This window comes from Micromonospora sp. LA-10, from assembly GCF_051853095.1.
In the GTDB taxonomy this organism is placed as follows: domain Bacteria; phylum Actinomycetota; class Actinomycetes; order Mycobacteriales; family Micromonosporaceae; genus Micromonospora; species Micromonospora echinospora_A.
In genome coordinates this window covers 1415792-1441139 of record NZ_CP195710.1, presented here as the reverse complement: position 1 = coordinate 1441139, position 25348 = coordinate 1415792, and the positions used below count along the sequence as shown (strand labels likewise).

The 25348-nt window shown below is 72.3% G+C and carries 21 protein-coding genes; 11 read left to right on the top strand and 10 right to left on the bottom strand.

The genetic code is table 11. The features are described 5' to 3' along the window. Window positions 1-3: 3 nt before the first annotated feature. Complete coding sequence (locus ACSDG8_RS06745) at window positions 4-1203, bottom strand: oxygenase MpaB family protein (protein WP_247678620.1); 1200 nt, start codon at window positions 1201-1203, stop codon at window positions 4-6. A gap of 208 nt (window positions 1204-1411) precedes the next feature. On the opposite strand from ACSDG8_RS06745, the gene ACSDG8_RS06740 reads away from it, so the two are divergent. Together ACSDG8_RS06740 and ACSDG8_RS06735 are read left to right on the top strand one after the other, a co-directional pair. Further along, window positions 1412-2137, top strand: coding sequence for an SDR family NAD(P)-dependent oxidoreductase (locus ACSDG8_RS06740; protein ID WP_439427736.1), 726 nt, complete (start codon window positions 1412-1414; stop codon window positions 2135-2137). 196 nt (window positions 2138-2333) lie between these two features. Next, complete coding sequence (locus tag ACSDG8_RS06735) at window positions 2334-4196, top strand: AMP-dependent synthetase/ligase (protein WP_210894950.1); 1863 nt, start codon at window positions 2334-2336, stop codon at window positions 4194-4196. On the opposite strand, the gene ACSDG8_RS06730 is transcribed toward ACSDG8_RS06735, so the two are convergent. Further along, entirely contained in the window at window positions 4104-5075 is a 972-nt protein-coding gene (locus ACSDG8_RS06730; RefSeq protein ID WP_210894949.1) for an oxygenase MpaB family protein, read from the bottom strand. The two genes, ACSDG8_RS06735 and ACSDG8_RS06730, sit on opposite strands and share 93 nt — an antisense overlap. Before the next feature lie 151 nt (window positions 5076-5226). Here ACSDG8_RS06730 and ACSDG8_RS06725 point away from each other — a divergent pair, with 151 nt between their 5' ends. After that, window positions 5227-6444 (top strand): oxygenase MpaB family protein, encoded by a 1218-nt coding sequence (locus tag ACSDG8_RS06725; protein WP_210894948.1) that lies wholly within the window; start codon window positions 5227-5229, stop codon window positions 6442-6444. A gap of 13 nt (window positions 6445-6457) precedes the next feature. Here the strand turns inward: ACSDG8_RS06725 and ACSDG8_RS06720 are convergent, their stop codons facing one another. Next, entirely contained in the window at window positions 6458-7621 is a 1164-nt protein-coding gene (locus tag ACSDG8_RS06720; protein WP_439427735.1) for a TetR/AcrR family transcriptional regulator, read from the bottom strand. Between the two features lie 101 nt (window positions 7622-7722). Then, window positions 7723-8931 carry a TetR/AcrR family transcriptional regulator gene (locus tag ACSDG8_RS06715; protein WP_439427734.1) on the bottom strand — a complete coding sequence of 403 codons (1209 nt, stop codon included), beginning with the start codon at window positions 8929-8931 and terminating at the stop codon, window positions 7723-7725. A 183-nt stretch (window positions 8932-9114) separates the two neighbouring features. On the opposite strand from ACSDG8_RS06715, the gene ACSDG8_RS06710 reads away from it, so the two are divergent. Both ACSDG8_RS06710 and ACSDG8_RS06705 read left to right on the top strand, forming a co-directional pair. Then, window positions 9115-10329 (top strand): acetyl-CoA C-acetyltransferase, encoded by a 1215-nt coding sequence (locus ACSDG8_RS06710; protein ID WP_439427733.1) that lies wholly within the window; start codon window positions 9115-9117, stop codon window positions 10327-10329. A 9-nt stretch (window positions 10330-10338) separates the two neighbouring features. Next, window positions 10339-12486, top strand: a complete 2148-nt coding sequence (locus ACSDG8_RS06705) for a 3-hydroxyacyl-CoA dehydrogenase NAD-binding domain-containing protein (protein WP_439427732.1) — start codon at window positions 10339-10341, stop codon at window positions 12484-12486. Window positions 12487-12540: 54 nt separating this feature from the next. Here ACSDG8_RS06705 and ACSDG8_RS06700 read toward each other — a convergent pair whose 3' ends face one another. Next, window positions 12541-13692 carry an acyl-CoA dehydrogenase family protein gene (locus ACSDG8_RS06700; RefSeq protein ID WP_210894944.1) on the bottom strand — a complete coding sequence of 384 codons (1152 nt, stop codon included), beginning with the start codon at window positions 13690-13692 and terminating at the stop codon, window positions 12541-12543. A gap of 76 nt (window positions 13693-13768) precedes the next feature. Between ACSDG8_RS06700 and ACSDG8_RS06695 the strand changes: the two genes are divergently transcribed. Further along, entirely contained in the window at window positions 13769-15259 is a 1491-nt protein-coding gene (locus ACSDG8_RS06695) for an aldehyde dehydrogenase family protein (RefSeq protein ID WP_210894943.1), read from the top strand. Window position 15260: 1 nt separating this feature from the next. Here the strand turns inward: ACSDG8_RS06695 and ACSDG8_RS06690 are convergent, their stop codons facing one another. Further along, window positions 15261-15941 (bottom strand): GntR family transcriptional regulator, encoded by a 681-nt coding sequence (locus ACSDG8_RS06690; protein ID WP_210894942.1) that lies wholly within the window; start codon window positions 15939-15941, stop codon window positions 15261-15263. Window positions 15942-15957: 16 nt separating this feature from the next. Here ACSDG8_RS06690 and ACSDG8_RS06685 point away from each other — a divergent pair, with 16 nt between their 5' ends. Genes ACSDG8_RS06685 through ACSDG8_RS06670 form a run of 4 tightly spaced genes read left to right on the top strand, consistent with a single transcriptional unit; the run spans window position 15958 to window position 20113 of the window. Then, complete coding sequence (locus ACSDG8_RS06685) at window positions 15958-16776, top strand: enoyl-CoA hydratase-related protein (protein ID WP_210894941.1); 819 nt, start codon at window positions 15958-15960, stop codon at window positions 16774-16776. Next, the gene (locus ACSDG8_RS06680) at window positions 16773-17930 is read left to right on the top strand and encodes a CaiB/BaiF CoA transferase family protein (protein ID WP_210894940.1); all 1158 of its coding nucleotides are present in this window, start codon (window positions 16773-16775) and stop codon (window positions 17928-17930) included. The genes ACSDG8_RS06685 and ACSDG8_RS06680 overlap by 4 nt, the downstream gene beginning before the upstream one ends. Next, complete coding sequence (locus tag ACSDG8_RS06675) at window positions 17930-18958, top strand: LLM class F420-dependent oxidoreductase (protein ID WP_210894939.1); 1029 nt, start codon at window positions 17930-17932, stop codon at window positions 18956-18958. The genes ACSDG8_RS06680 and ACSDG8_RS06675 overlap by 1 nt, the downstream gene beginning before the upstream one ends. A gap of 21 nt (window positions 18959-18979) precedes the next feature. Next, window positions 18980-20113, top strand: a complete 1134-nt coding sequence (locus ACSDG8_RS06670; RefSeq protein WP_210894938.1) for an acyl-CoA dehydrogenase family protein — start codon at window positions 18980-18982, stop codon at window positions 20111-20113. Here ACSDG8_RS06670 and ACSDG8_RS06665 read toward each other — a convergent pair. The 4 genes from ACSDG8_RS06665 to ACSDG8_RS06650 form a co-directional block, all read right to left on the bottom strand. Further along, entirely contained in the window at window positions 20099-20806 is a 708-nt protein-coding gene (locus ACSDG8_RS06665) for a TetR/AcrR family transcriptional regulator (protein ID WP_210894937.1), read from the bottom strand. The two genes, ACSDG8_RS06670 and ACSDG8_RS06665, sit on opposite strands and share 15 nt — an antisense overlap. 130 nt (window positions 20807-20936) lie before the next feature. Next, window positions 20937-21689, bottom strand: a complete 753-nt coding sequence (locus ACSDG8_RS06660; RefSeq protein ID WP_210894936.1) for a succinate dehydrogenase/fumarate reductase iron-sulfur subunit — start codon at window positions 21687-21689, stop codon at window positions 20937-20939. Continuing rightward, a complete protein-coding gene (locus ACSDG8_RS06655) occupies window positions 21686-23620 on the bottom strand; it encodes a fumarate reductase/succinate dehydrogenase flavoprotein subunit (protein ID WP_184684330.1) in 1935 nt (644 codons plus the stop codon). Before ACSDG8_RS06655 ends, ACSDG8_RS06660 begins: the two co-directional genes overlap by 4 nt. A 1-nt stretch (window position 23621) precedes the next feature. Further along, entirely contained in the window at window positions 23622-24254 is a 633-nt protein-coding gene (locus ACSDG8_RS06650) for a succinate dehydrogenase cytochrome b subunit (protein WP_247678613.1), read from the bottom strand. A 134-nt stretch (window positions 24255-24388) separates the two neighbouring features. On the opposite strand from ACSDG8_RS06650, the gene ACSDG8_RS06645 reads away from it, so the two are divergent. Beyond that, entirely contained in the window at window positions 24389-25327 is a 939-nt protein-coding gene (locus tag ACSDG8_RS06645; protein WP_210894934.1) for a LysR family transcriptional regulator, read from the top strand. Window positions 25328-25348: the final 21 nt, after the last annotated feature.

Below are 25348 nucleotides of genomic sequence, written 5' to 3'. Positions count from 1 at the left end.
TGCTCAGAACTCGCGGTTGCCCAGTGGGATCTCGATGTTTATCGACTGTCCCTCGGACAGGAACAGCAGGGCGAGCTTGCGCAGGAACTCGTCGAAGAGCCAGTAGCACTCCGGCGCGAGCGGGAACGGCAGCAGTGCCTCCCGGACCGCGATGAACGGGCCCCAGCTCGTCCGCAGCAGCGTGTCCCAGAGCAGGTCGCGCGGGATCTCCAGCCAGTTGGCGATCTGGTTGCCGAGCAGGAACCGGGTGAACGAGCCGAGGATCGGTTTGCTGAGCAGCCCGGCGTCGATCTCCTTGCCGAGGCCGAGCAGGATGTCGGCCAGCGCGTTGCCCTCGCGGGTGGGCGCGAGGATCGGGTCGAGGACCTCGCCCGCCTGGGCGTTCGCCTCGCTCCACGTGGCCGGGATGTACTCGTCCTTGATGCCGAGCATGTGCGCGGCGACCTGCCACAGGTGCAGGAACGCGGCGGACTCGGCGGCGGGGATCGGGACGCGCCAGTCGGTCAGCTTCCGCATGACAGTGGTCGGCAGGCTGTGCCAGGTGACCATCAGGTCCCGCTGGCTGATCGGGATGTCCTCCGGCGCGACGTCGGCCCAGTCCGGCGACTGCGGCAGCAGGTGCCGGACGCCCGCGTGGGCCAGCCGGGTCTTGACGGCGGTCACGATCATCGAGCCGTCGGGCTGGTAGGCGTTGGCGGTGCCGATGTCGTACCCGAGCTTGGCGGTCTTGGAGATGCGGTCCTTCATGTCCGCGCCGCCCTTGGAGTAGTAGACGGCGCGGGCCTCCTTCGGGATGACGGTGCTCATCATGCCGCTGGCCAGTCCGTACAGCACACCGAGGTAGAGTCCGCGCTTCTCGTTGAAGCGCACGGCGGTGGCCAGCTTGCCCTGGTCCACCCAGGACGGCAGCACGCGTGCGCGTTCGATGAACGCGCGTACGTCGGCGGGGAGGCCGGCCGGCAGCGGCTGGCCGTTCTTCGTCCAGGTGCGCAGCAACTGGTTGACCAGTGGCGCGTCGCCGCGGTCGAGGAGGGAGGCGACGAGCGGATCGGCCTCCTCGTCCCACACCCACCGCGGGTCGACGCCCGCGCCGGCGCCGGCCACCGAACCCTGGGGTGACCAGGTCCACGCCGACCGGGCCTGGGCCGGGGCGGCGACGCTCAACGCGCCGAGCGCGCCCAGCGCTCCGCCGGCTTTCAACATCTTGCGCCTGCTGACTGGTTCCACGTCCACTCACTCCTCGGGGGTCGAGGCCGCTGATACGGTGAAACAAATGTTGCGCCCGTGTATCACATGAGAGCACGCCGTAACGGCGTCCACAAGGCTCGTTATGACAACTGTCGATGGATCAAGGTGAGGGGAGTCCACGGTGGCGCTGGTCGGGCAGGCACTGACGGGAAGGGTCGCGTGGGTGACCGGGGCCAGCCAGGGCGTCGGCGCGGCGATCGCCGAAGGGCTGGCGCGGGCCGGCGCTTCGGTCGTCCTCCAGTCCCGGCGCGTGGACGCGCTGACCGCGGTCCGGGACCGGATCGTGGCCGCCGGCGGCACGGCCGAGGTGGTGGCCGGGGACGTCGCCGACGAGTCCGCCGCCGACGCGGCCGTGGCCCTGGCGAAGCGGCGGTGGGGCCGCCTGGACGTGCTGGTCAACAACGCCGGGATCAGCCCGGCGCTGTGGCGCAGCGAGCGGCTGAGTCTCGCCGACTGGCAGCGGGTGATCGACACCAACCTGTCCGGGGTGTTCCTCTGCGCCCGCGCGGCCGGCGCCGTCATGATCGAGCAGGGCGCGGGCAGCATCGTCAACATGTCCTCGGTGCACGGTCAGGTCGGCTTTCCGCGCCTGGCCGCGTACAGCGCCAGCAAGGGCGGGGTCGAGCAGCTCACCCGGGCGCTGGCGCTGGAGTGGGCGACGGCCGGCGTACGCGTCAACGCGGTGGCGCCCGGCTACCTGGAGACCCCGATGACGGAAGGGCTGCGTGGCCACGAGCAGTGGTCGCAGCGGCTGCGGGAACGCATCCCGATGGGCCGGTTCGGACGGCCCGAGGAGGTCGTCGGCGCGGTGCTGTTCCTGGCCTCGGACGCGGCGAGCTACGTCACCGGGAGCGTGTTGCACGTGGACGGCGGCTGGACCGCGCAGTGAGCCGGCGCGGTTAGTCGTCGTTCTCCTCCGGCAGACGCGTCCGATCTGGATGAGCACGTATCCACCGCTGCTTCTTCCCAGGAAGTTAACCCTCGTTTACAGTGCTGCCATCGGCTGCGGAGCCCCGCGGCACCACGGCGAGGGGTGCGGCCAGCCCTGCCACCACCAGGCCCGGTTGCGTGCGAAGGAGAACTCCATGGACCCCGCCGACGTACTTGCCGACCACTGCGTCAGAAAAGCCGCCGACCTGACCGTCCCGGCGTTGCTGCACCGCAACGCCGAGGAGTTCGCCGACCTGCCGGCGCTGACCACGCTCGGCCGCGACGACACCCGCACCTGGGCCGAGCTGCGCGACGAGGTCGCCGAGCTGTCCGGCGGCCTGGCCGAGATCGGCCTGGAGCCGGGACGGCACATGCTGATCATGATGTCCAGCCGCGCCGAGCACTGGCTGGTCGACCTCGCCGCGGTTCACCTGGGCGCGGTTCCGTCCACCATCTACCCGACGCTCAGCTCCGAGCAGATGCGCTACCTGGCGCGGCACAGCGCCGCGCAGGTGCTCGTGCTGGAGGGGCCGGCCGAACTGGAACGCTGGCGGCCGATCCTGGCCGACCTGCCGGACCTGCTCCGGGTGGTGCTGGTGGACGAGCCGGGTGAACCGGCCGCCGACGCGGTGCCGCTGTCGCGCGTGCGTACCCTCGGCCGGGCCGCCCACGAGGCGGACCCGGACGCCTTCGAACGGCGCTGGCGCGCGATCCGGCCCGAGCAGCCGGTGACGCTGCTCTACACCTCCGGGACGACTGGTAACCCGAAGGGCGTCGTGCTCAGCCACCACAACGTGATCTACCAGGCGGTGGCGCTGGACGCGATGGTGTCCGTCCCGGACCACGCGCCGACGGTGGCCTACCTGCCGCTCGCGCACATCGCCGAACGGTTCCTCGGCATCTACAACGCGATCTACCGCGCCGGGCACGTCACCATCTGCCCCGACGCCACGCAACTCGTCGCGGCGCTGCGCGCTGTCGGTCCCGCCTCGTTCTTCGGGGTGCCGCGGGTCTGGGAGAAGATGGCCGCCGGTGTGCAGGCCCACCTGGCCGGCGCCGAGCCCGCGGTCCGCGCCGCCGTCGCCGCCGCGAGCGCGGTGACGCTGGAGGCGTACGAGCTGCGTGCGGCCGGAAAGCCGGTGCCCGACGAGTTGGCCGCCCGGGTGGAGCAGGCCCGCGCCACAGTGCTCCGCCCGCTGCAGTCCACGCTCGGCCTGCAGAACATGGTCTGGCCCGGCAGCGGCGCCGCCCCGATCCCGGTCGACGTGCTGCGGTTCCTCGCCGGGCTCGGCGTCGACGTGCTGGAGGTGTGGGGCCTGACCGAGACCACCGGCACCGCCACCCTCAACACCCCGGACCACTTCCGCACCGGGACGGTCGGCCGGCCCAACGTGGGCATGGAGGTACGCCTCGCCGACGACGGCGAGATCCTTGTCCGGGGCCCGCTGGTGTGCTCCGGCTACCTGCGCGAGGACGGCGGCGTCGAGCCGGTCGTGGACGCGGACGGCTGGCTGGCCACCGGCGACGTCGGCACGCTCGACGCCGACGGCTTCCTCACCATCACCGACCGCAAGAAGGAACTCATCATCACCTCCAGCGGGAAGAACATCTCCCCGGCGCAGATCGAGAACCTGCTGCGGGCGCACCCGCTCATCAGTCAGGCGGTGGCGATCGGCGACCGCCGGCCGTACGTCACGGCGCTGATCGTGCTGGACGAGGAGGTGGCGCCCCAGTGGGCGCGGGCGCACGGCGTCAGCGACCCGCACCTGCCCGCCCTGGCCTCGGACCCGGTGCTGCTGGCCGAGATCCAGGCCGCCGTGGACGCGGCGAACGCCCGGCTCGCCCGCCCCGAGCAGGTCAAGTCCTTCCAGGTGCTGCCGTCGGCCTGGACGCCGGAGTCCGGCGAGCTGACCCCGACGTTGAAGCTACGGCGCCGGATCATCGTCGACCGGTACGGCGACCGGATCGACGCCCTCTACACGGCCGCCGGGGTGGCGGCGGAGCCCGTCACGCAGTAGCGCCGGGTCGATGCCGGGCGGGGGTGGCGGCGCGCCGAGGTCGGCGGGCCGGTACCCCCGTGGGTAGCCGGGATAGGTGCGGTTGCGCGGCGCGCGGGTCAGCCGGCTCGTCCTGCGCGCGGGCAGCAGCCGCACCACCGCCGCCCGGGCGCGCAGCCCGGCGGCGAGCGCCCCGGACAGCCAGCGCGGCGCGGCCGGGAAGCCGAACGCGGCCCGCAGGTCGGCGGGCAGCAGCGCGAGGACGCCGAGCCGGGCCGCGCGGCGCAGCGGCGCCGGATACCAGGACGCGAACAGGTCGAGCGTGGACGCGCCGACGCGCTCGTTGCTCGGGGCGTAGCGGAAGTTCGCGCGCTCGTACTCGCGCTTGAAGTCCCGGAAGGCGTCGAAGTCCGCCGGGACGTCCCGGATGCCCATCCGCGCGCCGACCGCGCGGTAGTAGTGGAACGCGGCGAGCCGTTCGTGCTCGTGCAGCGGGCGCCAGCCGTACCGGTCCAGCCAGTCGATCGGCTCGTAGACGAACGTGGACAGCACGTAGCGCATGTCGTCGTCGGAGATCGCGTACCGGCCGTGCGCCCGGTTGATCACCCGCAGCGCCTCCCGGCCGCGCGGTGAGTCGTACCCGTGCTCGACCATCTCCGCCATCAGCAGCGCGGTGTCGTCGTAGCGCTGCTGTGCCCGCACCCGGAACTCGCCTGTCGCGTCGAGCAGCGCGGAGATGCTCGGCACGCAGTACGTGCGCAGCAGCGCCAGCTCCAGCGCGCGCTGGTAGTCGAAGGGGAACTCGTACCCGGCCGAGAGCCGGTAGATCTCGTGATGGTCGCGGACCGGATCGAGCTCCTCGATCCGGCGCAACCAGCGGTACCGCCCGCCACCAGCCATTCCGACCACCTCACCACCCACCCTTGCCGACGAAGTCAAGCTCCTCTATGTTAATAGAAAATCACATCCCCGGATAACTCGAAACCTGCTTGTGCGCACCTCACAGGCCGGTGTTCAGGGCGATGTCCGGTCGAACCGGGAAGTGGTGCGAATGGAAAATCTCAGTAGACGCAGCATCCTGACCCTCGGTGCCGCGCTGGGACTGGTCGCCGTGACCGACACCCCCAAGGCGTGGGCGTGGTCGTCGTCCGGCTCGATCGCCGGGACCGACACGGTCACCGACCCGTGGGACGTCTGGGACGACGACACCGACCCGCTCGTCGCCTCCATGCTGGACGCCGGTCAGATCCCGGCGGTGAACGCCGCGTTCGCGTCCTGGATCCGCAACGGCGACGCGCTGCCCGCCGGCCTGCCCCCGGCGCTGACCACCTACCTGCGGCGGGTCAACACGCTGCCGTCCTGGGCCGACCAGGCCAAGCTGGACCGCGCCGCCCAGTTCAACAAGCGCATGAGCATGTACCTGTTCCTGCTCTACGGCCTCGGCAGCGGGATCATGAGCACGGTGATCCCACGCGAGGCCCGCAACGTCTACTGGTCCGAGGGCGGCGCGGACATGAAGTCGCGCGCCGCGAAGACCTTCACCTACGGGTACGACCTGAGCGCCCCCGACGCGTTCAAGGCCACCGGCAACTTCGTGGTCACCTCGCACAAGACGCGACTGACCCACGCGGCGGTGCGGCACCTGCTGCCGCAGTCCGCGCCGTGGCGCGGCGTCACCGACCACCCGATCCCGATCAGCAACGGCGACATCCTCATCACCTTCCACAGCCTCGGCACGTACGTGCACCGCAAGCTGCTCGACTGGCGTCGCTGGGGGCTGCGGATGTCGGCCGCGGAGGAGGAGGCCTACCTGCACATGTGGCAGGTCGCGCTGCACCTGCTCGGCGTGCGCGACGAGTTCATCCCGAACAGCTGGGCCGCCGCCGAGGAGCAGTCCCGGTACGCGTTGTCCCCGCTCCTCGCGCCGACGCCCGAGGGCATCGACCTGGCCGACATCCTGCTCAACCTCACGTCCTCGGTGGACCTGGGCGTCACCCGGGGATTCCAGCGGGAGTTCGCGCGCTACGTGCTGACCGACCGGATCGGCGACTGGCTGCGGCTGCCGCGCGACTACATCTCCCGGGGCGTGATCGAGGCCGGCTGGCCCACGTACGTCATGTTCCGCGAAGGACTGTCGCCGCTCATGCCGGAGACGTTCGGCCTGTTCGACAGGTTCATCCGCGGGCTGGCGATGCTGTTCCTCAACAACGGCTCGTCCGCGTCGCACACCCCGATCACGATCCCGGTCATGAACCGGCCGGGCACCTGAGGCGGGTGCGGCCTCACCGCATGAGGGCGCCGGTGACCAGCGCGGTGACGGCGTCCCGGTGGCCGGGCGAGTCCTGCCAGCGCAGGGCGCGCCCGGCCTCCACCGCCACCCCGAATCCGGCGTGCACCAGCAGCCGGGCCTGCCGCCGGTCCAGGTCCGGCCGGGCCGCTCGCAACTGCTGCTCCCAGACCGCTATGTGCTCGCGCTGGGCGAGGATCAGCGGGCGCCGCACGTCGGCCGGAAGGCCGGCCACCTCCGCCTCGGCGACACTGTTGAGGGCGTTGTGTTCGAAGCAGTAGGCCACGTACGCCGCCGCCAGCGCGACCACCGCCTGATGCGGGTCGGCCGCCCGCTGGAGACTGCGGTCCACCGCCTGGGCGAGCAGTTCCGCCGCCTGGAGGCAGGCGGCCACCAGGATGTCCACCTTGCCGGGGTAGTGGCGGTAGAGGGCGGACGGCGCGAGCCCGACGGCCTGGGCGATCTGCGCGTTCGTGACGGTGGCGAACCCGTCACGGGCGAACAGCGGGACGGCGGCGGCCAGGATCTGCGCGCGCCGGGTCCGGGGCACCGGCTGGGTGGGCAGCTCGACCAGCCGCGCGGTGCCGGCCGCCGTCGTGGGGTCGGTGGCCGCCACGCGCATCGCGGACCGGAGCACCAGATCCTCGATCCGGCGCTGCGCGATCGAGGTGTGGTGCATCGTCACCGAGCCGATCACACCGAGCGCCGCCACGGCCCGCAGGCGCTCGTCGGGCAGCGGGTACTCCCGCCGTACCGTCTCGGTGACCCGGCCCACGACGCGGTCGAACTTCGTGCGGAGCAGGCGGCGGTCCTCGCGGCCGAGGTAGCGGGCCTCCCAGCGGTACAGGCCGCCGGAGGCGCGGTGCGCCACGGTGACCCGGGTGAGGGCGAGGAGCACGTCGGACAGCGTCGCGTCCGGAGGCCATTCGTCGATGACCTCGACCAGGTTGTCCACCATGACGTTGGCGCACGCGGCGAACAGCGCGTACTTGTTCGGGAAGTGCCGGTAGAGCGCGGGCGCGCTGATGCCGACTGCGGCCGCGATCTCCTCCATGGACGCGCCGTGGTAGCCGCGCTCACTGAACACCTGCCCGGCCGACTCGACGATGACCTGCCTGCGGTTGCGTGGCCGGGTGGCAGCGGCCGGCCCGGTGGTCACCGGGCCGGCCGATCGGCCGCGGGCGGGCACAGCACCATGCGTGTCAGTCAATCACAGCGCCTCACGCCGCCCGCGCGGTCGCCGCGGCCCGGCGGCGCCGGTCAGGCGTGCAGCGCGGCGAGCGCGAGTCGGGCGGTCTGGGTGTCGTAGCCCTCGGTGCGGTCGAAGCGGCCGATCCGTCCGACGTCGGTGACGACGTTCAGCGCGGCGTGCACGAGGACGCGGGCGTCCCCGGCGGGCAGCTCCGGCCGTACGGCGCGGACCAGGCGCACCCACTCCTCGACGTGTGCCCGCTGCGCGCCCCGCAACTGGTGCCGGTCCCGGTCGGGCAGGTTGTTGTTCTCCGCCAGGTAGACCGCGACGAGGTCGCTCTGGGCGAACGCGAAGTCGACGTAGGCCCGCACCACCCGGCGCAGCGCGTCGGCCGGGTCGCTCGCCTCGGCGAGCGCGGCGGTCGTGGCCCCGGTCAGGCGGTCGGTGGCGCGGTAGTAGGCGGCCGCGAGCAGGTCGGCCTTGCCGGGGAAGTACCGGTACACGCTGGACGCCTGCATGCCTGCCGCGCGCCCGATGTCCTCGACGGCGACGGCGTGGTAGCCGTGGCGGTGGAACAGGCGGATCGCCTCGACCAGCAGCAGTTCGCGGCGCGACGCCGGACGGACCGGCGCGGCGCCGGGCGCCGGGTCCGCCGTGACGCGCGGGCGGGGCGGCGCCGGGGGAGCGTCGGTCCGCAGCAGCGTCCAGGCGACGCGGGTGAGCAGGCGTTCGGTGTCGGCGCCGGTGGCCGCGGCCCGGTAGGTGGTGACGCTGCCGAAGGCGCTCAGGGCCGCGTTCGTCAGCAGGTCCGCCTGCCCGGCGGTCAGCTCGGGGCGCAGCTCGCGCAGCGGTCCGGCCAGGCGGCCGACGAGCGTGGTCATGCTCGCGGCGAACTCCTGCCGGTGCTCGGCGGTGAGGTACCGGCCCTCCCACTGGTACAGCCCGGCCACCCGCCGCCGGCTCACCGCGACCCCGGCGAGCGCGTGCAGCAGTTCGTCGAGCCGCCCCCGGGCGTCGTCGGCGGACGGCTGGTCGGACGCGGCGAGCAGCGCGCCGACGACCTCCCGGGTGGCGTGCACGAGGATCGCGTACTTGTTCGGGAAGTGCCGGTAGACGGCCGGCCCGCTGATGCCGACGGCGGCGGCGATCTCGTCGACGGAGACCCCGTGGTAGCCCCGCTCGCAGAACAGCTCGGCACCCGCCAGCGCGATGCGGGCCTTGCGGTCCTTCGGCCGTCTGGCGGGTGCCCCGGCGGTGTCGCTCGCTGCTTGTCGCACCCGCACAGGTTAGCGCCACCTCGCGGTACGGCCGCGTCGACCCGCTGGCTCCTCGACCGCTGAGCAGGGGTCAGGGCGAAGGCAGCCAGCGCTCTTCGGCCGTCGGAACTTCTTGACAAGCTGCGGTGGGCTCCAGAAAAGTTAGGCGAAATTCGCATGCGGGTGAGCAATGAGGAGCTTGGCATGACGACCGAGGCGTTCATCTACGACGCGTTGCGCACACCGCGCGGGCGAGGCAAGCCCAGCGGGGCCCTGTACGGGGTCAAGCCGGTGTCGCTCGTCACCGGCCTGATCGAGGAGACCCTACGGCGGATGCCCGGCCTGGACCCGGCTCTGATCGACGACATCGTGCTCGGCGTGGTGTCCCCGCTCGGCGACCAGGGGGCCGACATCGCCCGCGCCGCGGCCGTCGCCGCCGGCCTGCCCGACACCGTGGCCGGCGTCCAGCTCAACCGCTTCTGCGCCTCCGGTCTGGAGGCGGTGAACATCGCCGCGCAGAAGGTGCGCTCCGGCTGGGAGGATCTCGTCCTCGCCGGTGGCGTCGAGTCGATGTCCCGGATACCGATGGGCTCCGACGGGGGAGCGTGGGCGCTGGACCCGGAGACCAACTACACCACCGGCTGCGTGCCGCAGGGCATCAGCGCCGACCTCATCGCCACGATCGCCGGCTTCGACCGCGAGACCGTCGACGCGTACGCGCTCCAGTCGCAGGCCCGGGCCGCGAAGGCGTGGGCCAACGGCTACTTCACCCGCTCCGTGGTGCCGGTGCGCGACCGCAACGGGCTCACCGTCCTGGACCGCGACGAGCACATCCGGGCCGACTCGACGGCGGAGAGCCTCGCCGCGCTGCGCCCCTCGTTCGCCGAGATCGGCGAGCAGGCGGGCTTCGACGCGGTCGCCTTGCAGAAGTACCACTGGGTCGAACGCATCGAACACGTCCACACGGCCGGCAACTCCTCCGGCATCGTGGACGGCGCCGCGCTCGTCACGATCGGCAGCGAGGCGGCCGGCGCCGCCGCCGGGCTCACCCCCCGCGCCCGCGTCGTCGCCACGGCGCTCAGCGGCGCCGACCCCACCATCATGCTCACCGGCCCGGCCCCGGCCGCCCGCAAGGCGCTGGCCAAGGCGGGCCTCGGCGTCTCCGACCTCGACCTGGTCGAGATCAACGAGGCGTTCGCCGCCGTGGTCCTGCGGTTCGTCGCCGACCTCGGGCTCAGCCCGGACATCGTCAACGTCAACGGCGGCGCGATCGCGATGGGCCACCCGCTGGGCGCGACCGGCGCCATGATCCTCGGCACGCTCGTCGACGAGCTGGAACGACGCGGCGGCCGCTACGGGCTGGCCACGCTCTGCGCCGGCGGCGGCATGGGCATCGCGACTGTGATCGAACGAATCTGAGGAGCACGAATGGCAAACACCATCCGGTGGGAGCACGGCGACGACGGCATCGTGCTGCTCACCCTCGACCACCCCGGCCGCTCGGCGAACGTGATGAACGCGGAGTTCGGCGAGAGCCTCCTGGCCACAGTGGACCGGCTCGAAGCCGAACGCGACCGGATCACCGGCGTGATCCTCACCTCGGCCAAGAAGACGTTCTTCGCCGGCGGCGACCTGGAGACCCTGGTGCGGCTCACGCCCGCCGACGCCGAGGCGTCAGCGGCCGATGCCGGCCGGCTCAAGCACACGGTACGGCGCCTGGAGACGCTCGGCCGCCCGGTCGTCGCCGCGATCAACGGCTCGGCCCTCGGCGGCGGGCTGGAACTGGCGCTCGGCTGCCACCACCGCATCGTGCTCGACGACCCGGCCATCGAGATCGGCTTCCCCGAGGTCACGCTCGGCCTGCTGCCCGGCTGCGGCGGCGTGGTGCGTACCGTCCGGCTGCTCGGCGTCACCGCCGCGCTCACCGACTGGCTGCTGCGCGGCCAGCGCCGCCGTCCGCAGGACGCGCTCGCGCACGGGCTGGTCGACGCGCTTGCCGCCGACCGCGACGCCCTCATGGCCGCCGCCCGCGCCTGGATCGCCGCGAACCCGGACGCGACCCAGCCGTACGACCGCAAGGGCTACCGGATGCCCGGCGGCACCCCGTCCAGCCCGGGGCTGGCGATGCAGTTGCCGGCCATGCCCGCGCTGCTGCGCAAGCAGCTCAAGGGCGCGCCCTACCCGGCGCCCCGCAACATCCTCGCCGCCGCCGTCGAGGGCGCCCAGGTCGACCTGGACACCGCGTTCACGATCGAGGGGCGGTACTTCACCGAGCTGGCCACCGGCCAGGTCGCCAAGAACATGATCAAGGCGCTCTTCTTCGACCTCCAGACCGCCCGGTCCCGGACCGCCGGCGGCGAACACCCGCCGGTACGCGGCGTCGCTGTCGTCGGCGCGGGCATGATGGGCGCCGCCATCGCGTACGTCTGCGCCCGCGCCGGGATGCGGGTGGTGCTCAAGGACGTCACCGCCGAGGGGGCGGCGCGCGGCAAGGCGTACTCGGCCGGTCTGCTCGACAAGGCGGTGGCCCGGGGCCGGTCCACGCCGGAGAAGCGCGACGAGATCCTGGGCCGCATCCACGCCACCGGCGACGTCGCCGACCTGGCCGGCGTCGACCTCGTCATCGAGGCGGTCTTCGAGGACCCCGCGCTCAAGCACAAGGTGTACGCGGAGATCGAGCAGGTCGCGCCGGACGCGCTGATCGCCTCCAACACCTCCACGCTGCCCATCACGATGCTCGCCGAGGGCGTCAGCCGGCCGGAGGAGTTCGTCGGGCTGCACTTCTTCTCGCCGGTGGACAAGATGCCGCTGGTCGAGGTGATCCGTGGGGAGCGGACCAGCGAGGCCACGCTGGGGCGCGCCCTCGGTGTCGTCCGCCAGCTGCGCAAGACGCCGATCGTGGTCAACGACAGCCGGGGCTTCTTCACCAGCCGGGTCATCGGCACGTTCACCAACGAGGGCGTGGCGATGCTGGCCGAGGGCATCCCGGCGGCGACCATCGAGCAGGCCAGCAGCCAGGCCGGCTATCCCGCGCCGGTGCTCGCGCTGATGGACGAGCTGACCCTCACCCTGCCCCGCCGGATCCGCCTGGAGACGGCAGCGGCGACTGTGGCCGCCGGTGGCACGTGGCAGCCGCACGCGGCCGACGCGGTCATCGACCGGATGATCGACGAGTGCGGCCGGACCGGACGCTCCGGCGGCGCCGGCTTCTACGACTACCGCGACGGCAAGCGGGCCGGGCTCTGGCCGGGGCTGCGCGAGCAGTTCGGCGGCACGAACCTGGACACGCCCTTCGAGGACCTCAAGGAGCGGATGCTCTTCATCGAGGCGATCGAGTCGGTGCGGTGCCTGGACGAGGGCGTGCTGACCTCGGTGGCCGACGCCAACGTCGGCTCGATCCTGGGCATCGGCTACCCGAGCTGGACCGGCGGCGTCCTGCAGTACGTCAACCAGTACGACGGCGGACTGCCGGGCTTCGTGGCCCGGGCCCGGGTCCTCGCCGAGCGCTACGGCGAGCGGTTCGACCCGCCGCCGCTGCTGGTCGGCATGGCCGAGCGGGGCGAGCGGTTCGAATAGGCGACGACGCGGCCGGGCCGGTGAGGGGAAACCCACCGGCCGGGCCGCGCCACGTCAGGACATCTGCTCGGACAGCCCGTACGTCTTGGCGATGATCTCGCGCTGGATCTCGCTTGCGCCGCCGTAGACGGTGGACACGATCGACGAGCGGACCAGCCGTTCCATGTCGAACTCGGTGGTGTAGCCGTAGCCGCCCATCATCTGCATCGCGTCCAGGGCTACCCGGCGGGCGGTCTCGGTAGCCTTGAGTTTCGCCATCGAGCTCTCCCGGGGCAGCACCGTGTCCGGCGCCCTGTCGACCTTCGCGGCGGTGTCGTAGACCAGCAGCCGGGCGCACTCGATCTCGGTGGCCAGGTCGGCCAGCCGGTGCCGGAGCACCTGGAACGATCCGATCGGGCGGCGGAACTGCCGCCGGTTCTTCACGTACTCCACGACGTCGTCGAACGCCCGCTGCGCGGTGCCGAGCATGACGCTGGCCAGGATGAGCCGCTCCATGTTGAGCCCGGCCATCAGTTGCCGCCAGCCGTTGTCGACCTCGCCCACCACGGCGTCGGCGGGCAGCACGCAGTCGGTGAAGTAGAGGTCGTTCACCTCCCGGCCGCCCATCGTGTCGATGCCGGAGACGGTCAGGCCGGGCGCCGAGGCGGGGACCAGGAACATGGTCAGGCCGTGGTGGTCGCCGGCCCGGCCCGAGGTGCGGGCGACGAGCAGGATGTGCTCGGCCAGATGGGCGTTCGAACACCACGTCTTCTGGCCGTTGACCACCCACCCGTCGTCGCGGCGCTCGGCGCGGCAGCTCAGGTTCGCCACGTCGGAGCCGGCCTCGGGCTCGGACATCGCGACCGCCTCGATGACGCCGCGGGCCACTCCGGACAGGATCAGCTTCTTCTGCGCCGGCGTGCCGAACCGCTGGTAGGTGGCGGCCACGATGATCGAGGTGGTGAAGCCGCCGATCGGGGCCATCGCGCGGGCCGTCTCCTCCAGGAACAGGCACAGCTCGGTCGTGCCGGCGCCGCCGCCGTCGAACTCCTCCGGCAGCGACAGGCCCAGCCAGCCGAGGTCGGCCATCCTGCGGTACAGCTCCGGGCTGTGCGGTTCCCGGCCGCCGTTCGTGAGGTTCTGCCGCTGCTCGCGGGTGCCGACCTCGCGGCGGCAGAAGTCCCGCACCGCCTGGACCAGGGATCGTTGCTCGTCGCTCCACTCCACTGCGGTACCTCCAGCGCGTCAGCAGGGATTGACAGCAAGGCTAGACTATCGAATATCAAATGTCAGGAGGCTGCCGATGACGTCCCTCGTTGAGCGCCCTCGCCGGCTGCGCGTCGTCGACCCGGTGACAGGTGAGCACCGCGCCGACTACGACATCGCCGACGACGCCGCAGTGCGCGCCGCCGTCGAGCGGGCCCGCGAAGCGGCCGGCTGGTGGTCCGGTCTGGACGCCCGGCAACGCCGCCGGCACCTGCTCGCGTACAAGGCGTCGATCGCCGGCGGCATCGACGAGCTGGCCGGCGTCATCCGCAGCGAGACCGGCAAGTCCCTCGCCGGCGCCCAGCTCGAGGTGATGCTCGCCGTCGAGCACCTGGACTGGGCGGCGCGTCACGCCCGGCGGGTGCTCCGGCGGCGGTCGGTCTCCTCCGGCCTGCTCGCGTTCAACCAGGCCGCCTCCGTCGAGTACGTGCCGTACGGCGTGGTCGGCGTGATCGGCCCGTGGAACTACCCCGTCTACACGCCGTTGGGCGCGGTGTCGCACGCGCTCGCCGCGGGCAACGCGGTGGTGTTCAAGCCCAGCGAGTTCACCCCGGGCGTCGGCGTGTGGCTGGCCGAGCGCTGGCGTGAGCTGTTCCCTGACCACCCGGTCCTGCAGGTCGTCACCGGTGACGGCACGACCGGCGCCGCGCTGTGCCGCGCGGGGGTCGACAAGCTCGCGTTCACTGGGTCGGCCGCGACGGCACGCGTGGTGATGGCCGCCTGCGCCGAGAGCCTGACGCCGGTGGTGATCGAGGGCGGCGGCAAGGACGCGCTCATCGTCACCGCCGACGCCGACCTCGACGCCGCCGCCCGGGCTGCGGTCTTCGGTGGCCTCGGCAACGCCGGGCAGACCTGCGCCGGCGTCGAGCGCGTCTACGTCGAACAGCCGGTGTACGAGCCGTTCCTGACCAGGCTGACCGAGCTGGCGCGGGAGGTCCGCCCGGGCGCCGAGCCGGACGCGCCGTACGGGCCGATGACCACGCCCGCTCAGCCGGACGTGGTGCGACGCCACGTCACCGACGCCCTCGACCGGGGCGGCCGGGCGGTGGTCGGTGACGCGAACTCGGTACGGCCCCCGTTCGTCGAGCCGGTCGTGCTGGCCGAGGTGCCGGAGGACAGCGCGGCGGTCACCGAGGAGACGTTCGGGCCGGTGCTCGTGGTCAACCCGGTGGCCGACGCCGACGAGGCGGTACGCCGGACGAACGCGACGACCTACGGGCTGTCCGGCTCGATCTTCACCCGCGACCGTCGCCGTGGCCTGGCGCTCGCCGGGCGGCTGCGGGCCGGCGCGGTGTCGATCAACTCGGTGCTGGGGTACGCCGGCGTGCCGTCACTGCCCTTCGGCGGTGTGGGCGACTCGGGGTTCGGCCGGGTCCACGGCGCGGACGGACTGCGCGAGTTCAGCCGGGCGCGGTCGGTCACGTGGCAGCGGTTTCGGCCCGCGATCGATGTGATGACGCTGCAACCGTCCGCCGTCGCCATGCGCCGGTCGCTGGCGATGTTCGCCAAGCGTCATGGCCGCCGGTGACTCACTCGCTCCACACGCCGAGGCCGTCGAGGTGCTTGACCAGCCGCTCCGCGCCGTCGGTGAAGTGGCGGGCCATGACCGGCCGGACGGTGTCCGGGTCGCGGGCTTCGAGTGCGTCGAGCAGGGCCTCGTGATCGGCGACCATGCCGGCCCGCCACTCCGCGTCGGCGGCGTAGAACCGCGACGGCGTGTAGCGGGTCACGGTCCGCAGCAGCCAGGACAGCTTGCGCGCGTCGGCGAGCCGGTTGATCCGGCGGTGGAACTCGTACTCCAGCTGCTCGACCCGGCTGACCTGCCGGGCCTGGGCGGCCCGGCGCAGGCGCTCGTGCTGCTGCCGCAGGTCGTCGAGCTGGTCGGGCGTGATGCTGAGCGCGACCCGGGCGGCCAGCTCGCCGGCGATGTGGCCCTGGAGGCCGAACACGTCGAGGATGTCCTGCCGGGACAGCGGCGCGACCACGTGCCCGCGGCGCGGTTGCAGCTCGACCATGTCCTCCGCGCGCAACATCAGCAGCGCCTCACGCACCGGCGTGATGCTCAGCCCGGTCTCCTGGGCGACCTCCTCCAGCCGGATCCGCTCGCCGGGACGCAGCTGGCCGGACATGATCCGGTCGCGCAGCAGGCTCGCCACCGTCTCGGAGAGCTGGGGCTGGGACACGCTCGGGGTCTTGCCACGTTCCACCACCGCCTAAGGGTATCAAATGTCAAATGTCACAAAGACCGAGCCGGCGGGTGAGGGCCTGCGGGCCGCCACCGCCGGCGGCGTCCGCACCATCTGGTTCGACCGGCCCGAACGGCGCAACGCGATGTCACTGGAGATGTTCCGCGACTACTACGCCGCGCTGGTGGCCGCCGACGCCGACCCTCAGGTACGGGCGATCGTGGTGACCGGGGCCGGCGACTGGTTCTGCGCCGGCGCCGACCCGGAGGCGCTCGTCGCGCTGCTGGACGGGCACAACCGTGACCTGCTCGCAGACGAGTTCGGCTTCCCGCCGCACCTGCCGTTGACGCTCGGCACGCCGGTCGTCGCGGCGGTGAACGGCGGAGCGGCCGGCCTCGGTCTGGTCCACGCGCTCTACGCCGACGTGCGGTTCCTGTCCGAGCGGGCGCGCCTGGCCACCTCGTTCAGCCGGCTCGGCCTCGTCGCCGAGTACGGCAGCGCCTGGCTGCTGCCCCGGCTGATCGGCGTCGGCAACGCGCTCGACCTGCTGCTGTCCGGCCGCAAGATCGACGCGGCGGAGGCGTACCGGATCGGGCTGGTACAACGTGTGCTCCCGCGCGACGAGGTGCTGGCCGAGGCGCAAGCCTATGCCGCGGACCTCGCCGAGCACTGCTCACCGGCCTCCATGGCGGTGATCCGGCAGCAGGTCTGGTCGGGCCTGGAGACCGGGGCGGCCGAGGCAGCAGGCGACGCCATCCGGCTCATGACCGCCTCCCTCGCCGGTGCCGACTTCGGCGAGGCCCTGCTCAGCCAGGCCCAGGGACGCGCACCCCGCTTCGCCCCGCGGGCCGGCGCGTGAGCGGCCCGCTCGCCGGCGTCCGGGTCGTGGAGCTGGCCGGGATCGGGCCCGGCCCGTTCGCCGCCATGCTGCTCGCCGACCTCGGCGCCGACGTGGTGCGCGTCGACCGGCCGGAGCCCGGCGCGTTCGCGGCCGGCGACCCCGGGCGGAACCTGCTCAACCGCGGCAAGCGCTCGGTGGTGGTGGACCTGAAGCACCCCGACGGCGCGGAGGTGGTCCGCGAACTCGCCGGCCGGGCCGCGATCCTGATCGAGGGCTGGCGTCCCGGCGTCGCCGAGCGGCTCGGCGTCGGACCGCAGGACGCGCTGGCCCGTAACCCCGCTCTGGTCTACGGGCGGATGACCGGGTGGGGGCAGGACGGGCCGCTGGCCCGCGCCGCCGGCCACGACATCGGCTACATCGCCGTAGCCGGGGCGCTGCACCCGATCGGCCGGGCCGGCGGGCCGCCGCAGATCCCGCTCAACCTGGTCGGCGACTTCGGCGGCGGCGCGCTCTACCTGGTCGTCGGCATCCTGGCGGCGCTGCACGTCGCGGGCGCCACCGGGCGTGGGCAGGTCGTCGACGCCGCCATCGTGGACGGCGCGGCCCACCTCACCACCCCGTTCGCCGGGCTGCTCGCGCAGGGCGCCTGGCGGCCCGAGCGGGGCCGCAACCTGCTCGACGGCGGCGCGCCGTTCTACGACGTGTACGCCACCGCCGACGGCGGGCACATGGCTGTGGGCGCGCTGGAACCCCAGTTCTACGCCGAACTGCTGCGGCTGCTCGGGCTCGCCGACGCGGACCTGCCGGACCGGCACGACGTCACCGGGTGGCCGGTGCTGCGGGCCCGCTTCGCCGAGGTGTTCGCCGGCCGTACCCGCGAGGAATGGACAGCTGTGTTCGACGGCACCGACGCCTGCGTCGCGCCGGTGCTGTCGCTCACCGAGGCGCCGGACCACCCGCACCTGGCCGCGCGCGGCACGTACGAGGAGCACTTCGGCGTCCGGCAACCCGCCGTGGCGCCCCGCCTGTCCGGGACACCGGGGCAGGTCGGCGGTCCACCGCCCGCGCCGGGCGCGGACACCGAGCCCGTCCTCACCGACTGGGGGCTGGGCGCACACCTACGACGGTGGCGCGACGGCGGCGCCGTCCGCCAGGGACAGGGAGCGCACTGATGCGTATCGGGACGACACTGGCGTACGCCGCCGATCCCCGCAGCGGCGCTGATGACGTGGCCGCCTGGGAACAGGACGGCCTGGACGTGGTCTGGGTGTCCGAGGCGTACGGCTTCGACGCGCCCACGGTCATGGGTTACCTCGCCGCTCGCACGAGCCGGGTGCACATCGGCTCCGCGATCCTGCCGATCTTCTCGCGTACCCCGGCGTTGCTGGCGCAGACCGCGGCGGGCCTGGACGCGATGTCCGGTGGCCGCGCCATCCTCGGCCTGGGCGCGTCCGGGCCGCAGGTGATCGAGGGCTGGCACGGCGTGGCGTACGACAGGCCGCTGGCCCGCACCCGGGAGGTGATCGACATCTGCCGGCGGGTGTGGCGGCGCGAGACGCTGACGAACGACGGGCTCTACCAGCTGCCGCTGCCGCCCGGTGAGGGCACCGGCCTGGGCAAGCCGCTGAAGATCCTCACCCACCCGGTCCGCGACCGCATCCCGATCCACGTGGCCAGCCTGGGCGACCGGAACGTGCGGATGACCGCCGAGATCGCCGACGGGTGGCTGCCGTTCCTCTACGACCCGCAGCGCGCCGGCGACGTCTGGGGCGACGCGCTGGCGGCCGGCCGGGCCAAGCGGCCCGCCGATCTCGGGCCGCTGGAAGTGGTGGCCGGTGGGCCGCTGGCCATCGGCCCGGACGTGACCGGCCTGCGCGACCTCGCCCGGCCACTGATCGCCCTGTACGTGGGCGGGATGGGCGCCAAGGGCCGCAACTTCTACCACGACCTGCTGTGCCGCTACGGCTACCCGGCCGAGGCGGACCGCATCCAGGACCTCTACCTGGCCGGCCGCAAGGCCGAGGCCGCCGCCGCGGTGCCGGCGGAACTGCTGGAACGCACCAGCCTGATCGGGCCGGAGAGCTACGTGCGCGACCGGGTGCAGGAATTCCGCGACGCGGGCGTGACGGTCCTCAACGTCGCGCCGCTGGGCGAGGACCCCCGGCGTCTCGTCGCCGCCGTCGCGGACATGGCCCGGTAGCGCAGGGGAGGGAGCTGACACATGGACCGCGCGATCTTCACCGCCGACCACCTCGCGTTCGCCGAACTGGTGCGCGCGTTCATCGACAAGGAGATCACCCCGCACCACGAGCGCTGGGAGGCCGACGGCATCGTCGACCGCGCCGTGTGGCGGGCCGCCGGCGCCGCCGGGCTGCTCGGCTTCTTCGTCGACGAACGGTACGGCGGCGCCGGGGTGACCGACCGGCGTTTCCACGCCGTCCTCACCGAGGAACTGGCCCGGGCCGGCGCGAGCGGTCCGGCGTTCGGCCTGCACAACGACATCATCGGGCCGTACCTGACCGACCTGACCACCGAGGAGCAGAAGCAGCGCTGGCTGCCGGGCTTCTGCTCCGGTGAGATCGTCACCGCGATCGCCATGTCCGAGCCGGGCGCCGGCAGCGACCTGCAGGGCATCACCACCACCGCGGTACGCGACGGCGACGACTGGGTCCTCAACGGGCAGAAGACGTTCATCAGCAACGGCATCCTGGCCGACCTGGTCATCGTGGTCGCCCGTACCGACCCGGACGCCGGACGGCGGGGGATCAGCCTGCTCGTGGTCGAGCGCGGCATGCCCGGCTTCGAGCGGGGCCGCAACCTCGACAAGCTCGGGCAGAAGGCGCAGGACACCGCCGAGCTGTTCTTCGCCGACGTCCGCGTACCAGCCGCCAACCTGCTCGGCGCGGAGGGGGAGGGCTTCGCCTACCTGATGCGCAACCTGCCCCTGGAACGGCTGTCGATAGCCGTCGCGGCGCTCGCCGGCGCCGAGACGGTGTTCGCGCAGACCCTGGAGTACTGCAGGCAGCGCCGGGCGTTCGGCCGTCCCATCGGCAGCTTCCAGCACAACCGGTTCGTGCTCGCCGAACTCGCCACCGAGCTGCGCCTGGGCCGCGTCTTCGTGGACAACTGCCTGGTGGCGCCGGACCTCGGCGCGGAGACGGCGGCCATGGCGAAGTGGTGGTGCACCGAGTTGCAGCAGCGCGTCGTCGACAGGTGTCTCCAGTTGCACGGCGGCTACGGCTACATGCGCGAGTACCCGGTGGCCCGCGCCTACCTGGACGCCCGCGTGCAGACCATCTACGGCGGCACCACCGAGATCATGAAGGAGGTGATCGGCCGGTCACTCGGTCTGTGAGCCGGTCTCCAGCATGGGTACGAGGAACCGGCGGGCCATCTCCCGCAGCGCGTCGTCGTCGTCCAGGTCGATGACGTGGCTCGGGGTGAGCAGGAACGAGCAGGACAGCCGCGTCATCAGCTCGGCCACCACCTCGACGTCCACGGCGCCGGAGATGGTGCCGGCGCGTTGCTCGCGGCGCAACTGCCCGGCGACGAACCGTTGCACGGTGGCCAGCGTCCGCCCGCCGTCGCTGATCATCGAGGGGATGAGCACGTCCGGCTCGACCGCCATAAGCCCACCGATCAGCGGGTTGCGGCGGATCGCGCCCAGCGCGCTGACGAAGCCCAGCACCACCCGGTCACCGACGGTCTCCGCCCGCTGGATGTCGATCAGGAACTGGTCGAAGTAGCGGCGGAACTCCCGGCGGACCACCTGCTCGACCAGCCGGTCCTTGGTGGCGAACCGGCGGTACGCGGTGATCCGGGAGACGCCGGCCCGCCGGGCCACATCCTCCATCGTGGAGCGCCGGATACCCATGCGGCAGAACTGCTCGTAGGCGGCGTCGAGGATCCGGGTGGCCACCTCGTCGGTGTCGTCGGCGCTCTGCAACGCCTCGGTGAACGCGCGTTCCAGCAGCGACTCCGGCGGGCCGGCCGGTCCGCCGTGACCCGCCTCGGGGGAGGACGCCTGCGCGGGAGCGGTCCCGGCCATGTTGCCCTCCCGGGAGAGACGGTGACGCGACTGGCGCTTCACCGTACCAACCGCCGGGGCGTACCCCCGGGAAAGCGCGACCGCCGCGCCCCCGGGTGCGGGGCGCGGCGGTCGCGTGGTCGTGCCGTGGTCAGGAGCCGGCGCGCTTGGCCGTCGCCTTGAGGTAGTCCCGGTTGAGCCGGCCGATGGTGTTCAGCGGGATGCCCTTCGGGCAGGCCGTCGCGCACTCGCCGATGTTCGTGCAGCCGCCGAAGCCGGCCTCGTCGTGCGCGTCCACCATGCCGATCACCCGGGTGTAGCGCTCCGGCTGGCCCTGCGGCAGCAGCGAGAGCTGGGTGATCTTCGCGGCGGTGAACAGCATGCCGGAGCCGTTCGGGCAGGCCGCCACGCAGGCGCCGCAGCCGATGCACGCCGCCGACTCGAACGCCGCGTCCGCGTCGGCCTTCGGCACCGGCACCGAGTGCGCCTCCGGGGCGCTGCCGGTCGGCGCGGTGACGTAGCCGCCGGCCGCGATGATCTGGTCGAACGCGTTGCGGTTGACCACCAGGTCCTTGACGACCGGGAAGGCGCGGGCCCGCCACGGCTCGATGTCGATCGTGTCGCCGTCGGAGAACTGCCGCATGTGCAGCTGGCAGGCGGTGGTGCCGCGCTGCGGGCCGTGCGCCTCACCGTTGATCATGAGGCTGCACATGCCGCAGATGCCCTCGCGGCAGTCGTGGTCGAACGCGACCGGCTCCTCGCCGTCCAGGATCAGCCGCTCGTTCAGCACGTCGAGCATCTCCAGGAAGGACATGTCCGGGGACACGTCCTGCACCGGGTAGGTCACCATCCGACCCTTGTCCTCGGGGCCGTGCTGGCGCCAGATGCGCAGGGTCAGGTTCACTTGTAGCTCCGCTGCGTGGGGTGAACGTATTCGAAGGTCAGGTCTTCCTTGTGCAGCACGGGCTCACCGGTGCCGGTGTACTCCCAGGCCGCCACGTACGCGAACCGGTCGTCGTCGCGCTGCGCCTCGCCGTCGGGCGTCTGGTGCTCGGCCCGGAAGTGGCCACCGCAGGACTCCTCGCGGTGCAGCGCGTCGATGCACATCAGCTCGGCCAGCTCGAAGAAGTCGGCCACCCGGCCGGCCTTCTCCAGCGACTGGTTGAGCCCCTCGCCGTCGCCCGGCACGCGCACCCGCTGCCAGAACTGCTCGCGCAGCGCGCGGATCTCGTCGATCGCCTTGCGCAGCCCGGCCTCGGAGCGCTCCATGCCGCAGTGCTCCCACATGATCTGGCCCAGCTCCCTGTGGAACGAGTCCACGGTGCGGTCGCCGTTGATCGCGAGCAGCCGCTTGATCCGGTCCTCGACGTCGGTACGCGCCGCGACCGCTTCGGGGTGGCTCGCGTCGACCTTCTCCAGCGCGCCGGAGGCCAGGTAGTTGGCGAGCGTGTTGGGCAGCACGAAGTAGCCGTCGGCCAGGCCCTGCATCAGCGCCGAGGCGCCGAGCCGGTTCGCGCCGTGGTCGGAGAAGTTGGCCTCGCCGATCACGAACAGGCCGGGGATGGACGACTGGAGGTCGTAGTCGACCCAGAGGCCGCCCATCGTGTAGTGCACGGCGGGGTAGATCCGCATCGGGACCTCGTACGGGTCCTCGCCGGTGATCCGCTCGTACATCTCGAAGAGGTTGCCGTACTTGGCCTCGATGGCCTTGCGGCCGAGCCGGTCGATCGCGTCGGCGAAGTCCAGGTAGACGCCGAGGCCGCTGGGGCCGACGCCACGTCCCTCGTCGCAGACGTTCTTCGCCGCACGGGAGGCGATGTCGCGGGGGACCAGGTTGCCGAAGGAGGGGTAGATCCGCTCCAGGTAGTAGTCCCGCTCGTCCTCGGGGATCTCCCGGGGGCTGCGCTGGTCGCCCTTGGCCTTCGGCACCCACACCCGGCCGTCGTTGCGCAGCGACTCGCTCATCAGGGTCAGCTTCGACTGGTGGTCGCCGGAGACCGGGATGCAGGTCGGGTGGATCTGCGTGTAGCAGGGGTTGGCGAAGTACGCGCCCTTGCGGTGCGCCCGCCAGGAGGCGGTGACGTTGCAGCCCTTGGCGTTGGTGGAGAGGTAGAAGACGTTGCCGTACCCGCCGGTGGCGAGCACGACGGCGTCGGCCATCTCGGTGCTGATCTCGCCGGTGACCATGTCGCGGACCACGATGCCGCGCGCCCGGCCGTCGACGATGACCAGTTCGAGCATCTCGTGGCGTGCGTTCATCTCCACGTTGCCCAGGCCGATCTGCCGCTCCAGCGCCTGGTACGCGCCGAGCAGCAGCTGCTGGCCCGTCTGGCCCCGGGCGTAGAAGGTGCGCTGCACCTGCGCGCCGCCGAAGGAGCGGGTGTCCAGCAGGCCGCCGTACTCGCGGGCGAACGGCACGCCCTGGGCGACGCACTGGTCGATGATGTTGACCGAGACCTCGGCCAGCCGGTGCACGTTCGACTCGCGGGAGCGGAAGTCGCCGCCCTTGACCGTGTCGTAGAACAGGCGGTGCACCGAGTCGCCGTCGTTGCGGTAGTTCTTGGCGGCGTTGATGCCGCCCTGCGCGGCGATCGAGTGGGCCCGGCGCGGGCTGTCCTGGTAGCAGTAGGACCGCACCTGGTAGCCCTGCTCGGCGAGCGTGGCGGCGGCGGAGCCGCCGGCCAGGCCGGTGCCGACCACGATCACCGTCATCTTGCGGCGGTTGGCCGGGTTGACCAGCTTCATCTCGAAGCGGTGGCGCTCCCACCGCGTCTCGATCGGGCCGTCCGGGGCCCGGGTGTCGGCGATCGGGTCGCCTTCGCTGTAGAGATCCATGTCAGGACACCAATCCGGTGATCACGGCGAACGGGACCAGCAGGTAGCCGCCGACGAGCGCGACGGCGAAGACGAGCGCGGCGATCCGGGCCCGGCGCTCACCCTTGGGCGTCTGCTGGCCGAGGCTGCGGAACGCGCTGAACGCGCCGTGGCGCAGGTGGAAGCCGAGGGTCACCAGCGCGAGGGTGTAGAAGAGCGTGACGTACCAGCGTTCCGGCGCGAAGCCGGCGACCACGTTGCCGTACGGGTTGGCCGGGTCGCCCTGCGGGTTCAGGTGACCCGTGGTCAGGTCGAGGATGTGGTAGATCACGAAGAGCAGGATGATCACACCACCCCAGCGCATCGTGCGCGCCGCGTAGTTCACGTGGATCTTGCGGCGGTGCGCGTACTTCACCGGGCGGGCGGCCCGGGACCGCATCGCGAGCAGGGTGGCCGCGCCGATGTGCCCCAGGACGGCCACGGTGAGCACCGTGCGCTGGATCCACAGGAACCACGTCGTCGGCAGCAGTGGCGTGCCGATGTCGCGCAGCCAGTGCGCGTAGTGGTCGAACGAGGTCTCGCCCGTGAAGATCTTCAGGTTGCCGAGCATGTGGGCGACCAGGAACAGCACAAGAATGATGCCCGTCACCGCCATGACGGCCTTGAGGCCGACGTTCGAGCGGATGGGCGACCGAGTTTTCGTGATTACCACGCGAACGACGCTAGGAGCACTTCGATCAGGCGTCCAATGCATCGAAATCGCAGTGTTGATAGCCGTAGGCTATGTAGATGCAGCTCCATCAGCTTCGGTACTTCGTGGCGGTCGCCGAAGTACGACATTTCACCCAGGCAGCTGATCTTGTCGGCATAACCCAGCCCTCGTTGAGTAAGCAAATTCACGCGTTGGAGACCGACCTGGGGGCCCCGTTGTTCGAGCGGGTAAGGGGCAACATCACACTCACCGCGGCCGGCGAGGTGCTGCTGCCACTGGCCAAGCGGATCCTGGCCGACGTCGACACCGCGACCCGCGAGGTGCAGGAGCTGGTGGGGCTGCGCCGCGGCCGGGTCCGGCTCGGCGCCACGCCCAGCCTGGCCACCTCGCTCGCGCCGCCGGTGCTGCGCCGGTTCCGCGACGCGCACCCCACCATCGACCTGCGCGTGGAGGAGGGCGGCTCGCAGGACCTCGTCCGGGACCTGCTCCGCGGCGGCCTCGACCTCGCCCTGATCATCATGCCGTCGGCCGGCACCGACCCGGGGCTGCGCGCCGACCCGATCCTGCGGGAGAGCCTGGTGGTCGCCTCCGTCGACCCGCTCCCCGGCGCCTCGGCCACCGGCGAGCTGTCCATCACCGACCTGCGCGACCAGCCGCTCGTCATGTTCCGCGAGGGCTACGACCTGCGCGACGCCACGCTCCAGGCGTGCCGGGCGGCCGGGTTCGAACCGACCCTGTCCGTCGACGGCGGAGAGATGGACGCGGTGCTCAGCTTCGTCGAGGCCGGGCTCGGCGTCGCGCTGGTGCCGGGCATCGTGGTGGCCCGCCGCGCCGGCATCCGGGTCACCCGGCTCGTGCCGCCCGGAGTCCGCCGGACCATCGGGGTGGCCCGCCGCCGCGACGTCGTCCCCACCCACGCCGGGCGCGAGCTGCGCCGCATCCTCCTGGAGTACGTCCACGACGCCACCGCCGCCCACCAGCTCCCGCCCGGTGTGGAGCCACTTCCCGCCGTTTGACGGATCTCCGACTTATCAGAA

Bases quoted from the DNA above. Each gene is read 5' to 3' on its own strand.
- ACSDG8_RS06735 (WP_210894950.1), top strand. From the start codon at position 2,334: ATGGACCCCGCCGACGTACTTGCCGACCACTGCGTCAGAAAAGCCGCC.
- ACSDG8_RS06710 (WP_439427733.1), top strand. From the start codon at position 9,115: ATGACGACCGAGGCGTTCATCTACGACGCGTTGCGCACACCGCGCGGG.
- ACSDG8_RS06745 (WP_247678620.1), bottom strand. From the start codon at position 1,203: ATGTTGAAAGCCGGCGGAGCGCTGGGCGCGCTCGGCGCGTTGAGCGTC.
- ACSDG8_RS06675 (WP_210894939.1), top strand. From the start codon at position 17,930: ATGCGTATCGGGACGACACTGGCGTACGCCGCCGATCCCCGCAGCGGC.
- ACSDG8_RS06670 (WP_210894938.1), top strand. From the start codon at position 18,980: ATGGACCGCGCGATCTTCACCGCCGACCACCTCGCGTTCGCCGAACTG.
- ACSDG8_RS06695 (WP_210894943.1), top strand. From the start codon at position 13,769: ATGACGTCCCTCGTTGAGCGCCCTCGCCGGCTGCGCGTCGTCGACCCG.
- ACSDG8_RS06650 (WP_247678613.1), bottom strand. From the start codon at position 24,254: ATGGCGGTGACGGGCATCATTCTTGTGCTGTTCCTGGTCGCCCACATG.
- ACSDG8_RS06730 (WP_210894949.1), bottom strand. From the start codon at position 5,075: ATGGCTGGTGGCGGGCGGTACCGCTGGTTGCGCCGGATCGAGGAGCTC.
- ACSDG8_RS06725 (WP_210894948.1), top strand. From the start codon at position 5,227: ATGGAAAATCTCAGTAGACGCAGCATCCTGACCCTCGGTGCCGCGCTG.
- ACSDG8_RS06655 (WP_184684330.1), bottom strand. From the start codon at position 23,620: ATGGATCTCTACAGCGAAGGCGACCCGATCGCCGACACCCGGGCCCCG.
- ACSDG8_RS06685 (WP_210894941.1), top strand. From the start codon at position 15,958: ATGTCAAATGTCACAAAGACCGAGCCGGCGGGTGAGGGCCTGCGGGCC.
- ACSDG8_RS06665 (WP_210894937.1), bottom strand. From the start codon at position 20,806: ATGGCCGGGACCGCTCCCGCGCAGGCGTCCTCCCCCGAGGCGGGTCAC.
- ACSDG8_RS06645 (WP_210894934.1), top strand. From the start codon at position 24,389: ATGCAGCTCCATCAGCTTCGGTACTTCGTGGCGGTCGCCGAAGTACGA.
- ACSDG8_RS06705 (WP_439427732.1), top strand. From the start codon at position 10,339: ATGGCAAACACCATCCGGTGGGAGCACGGCGACGACGGCATCGTGCTG.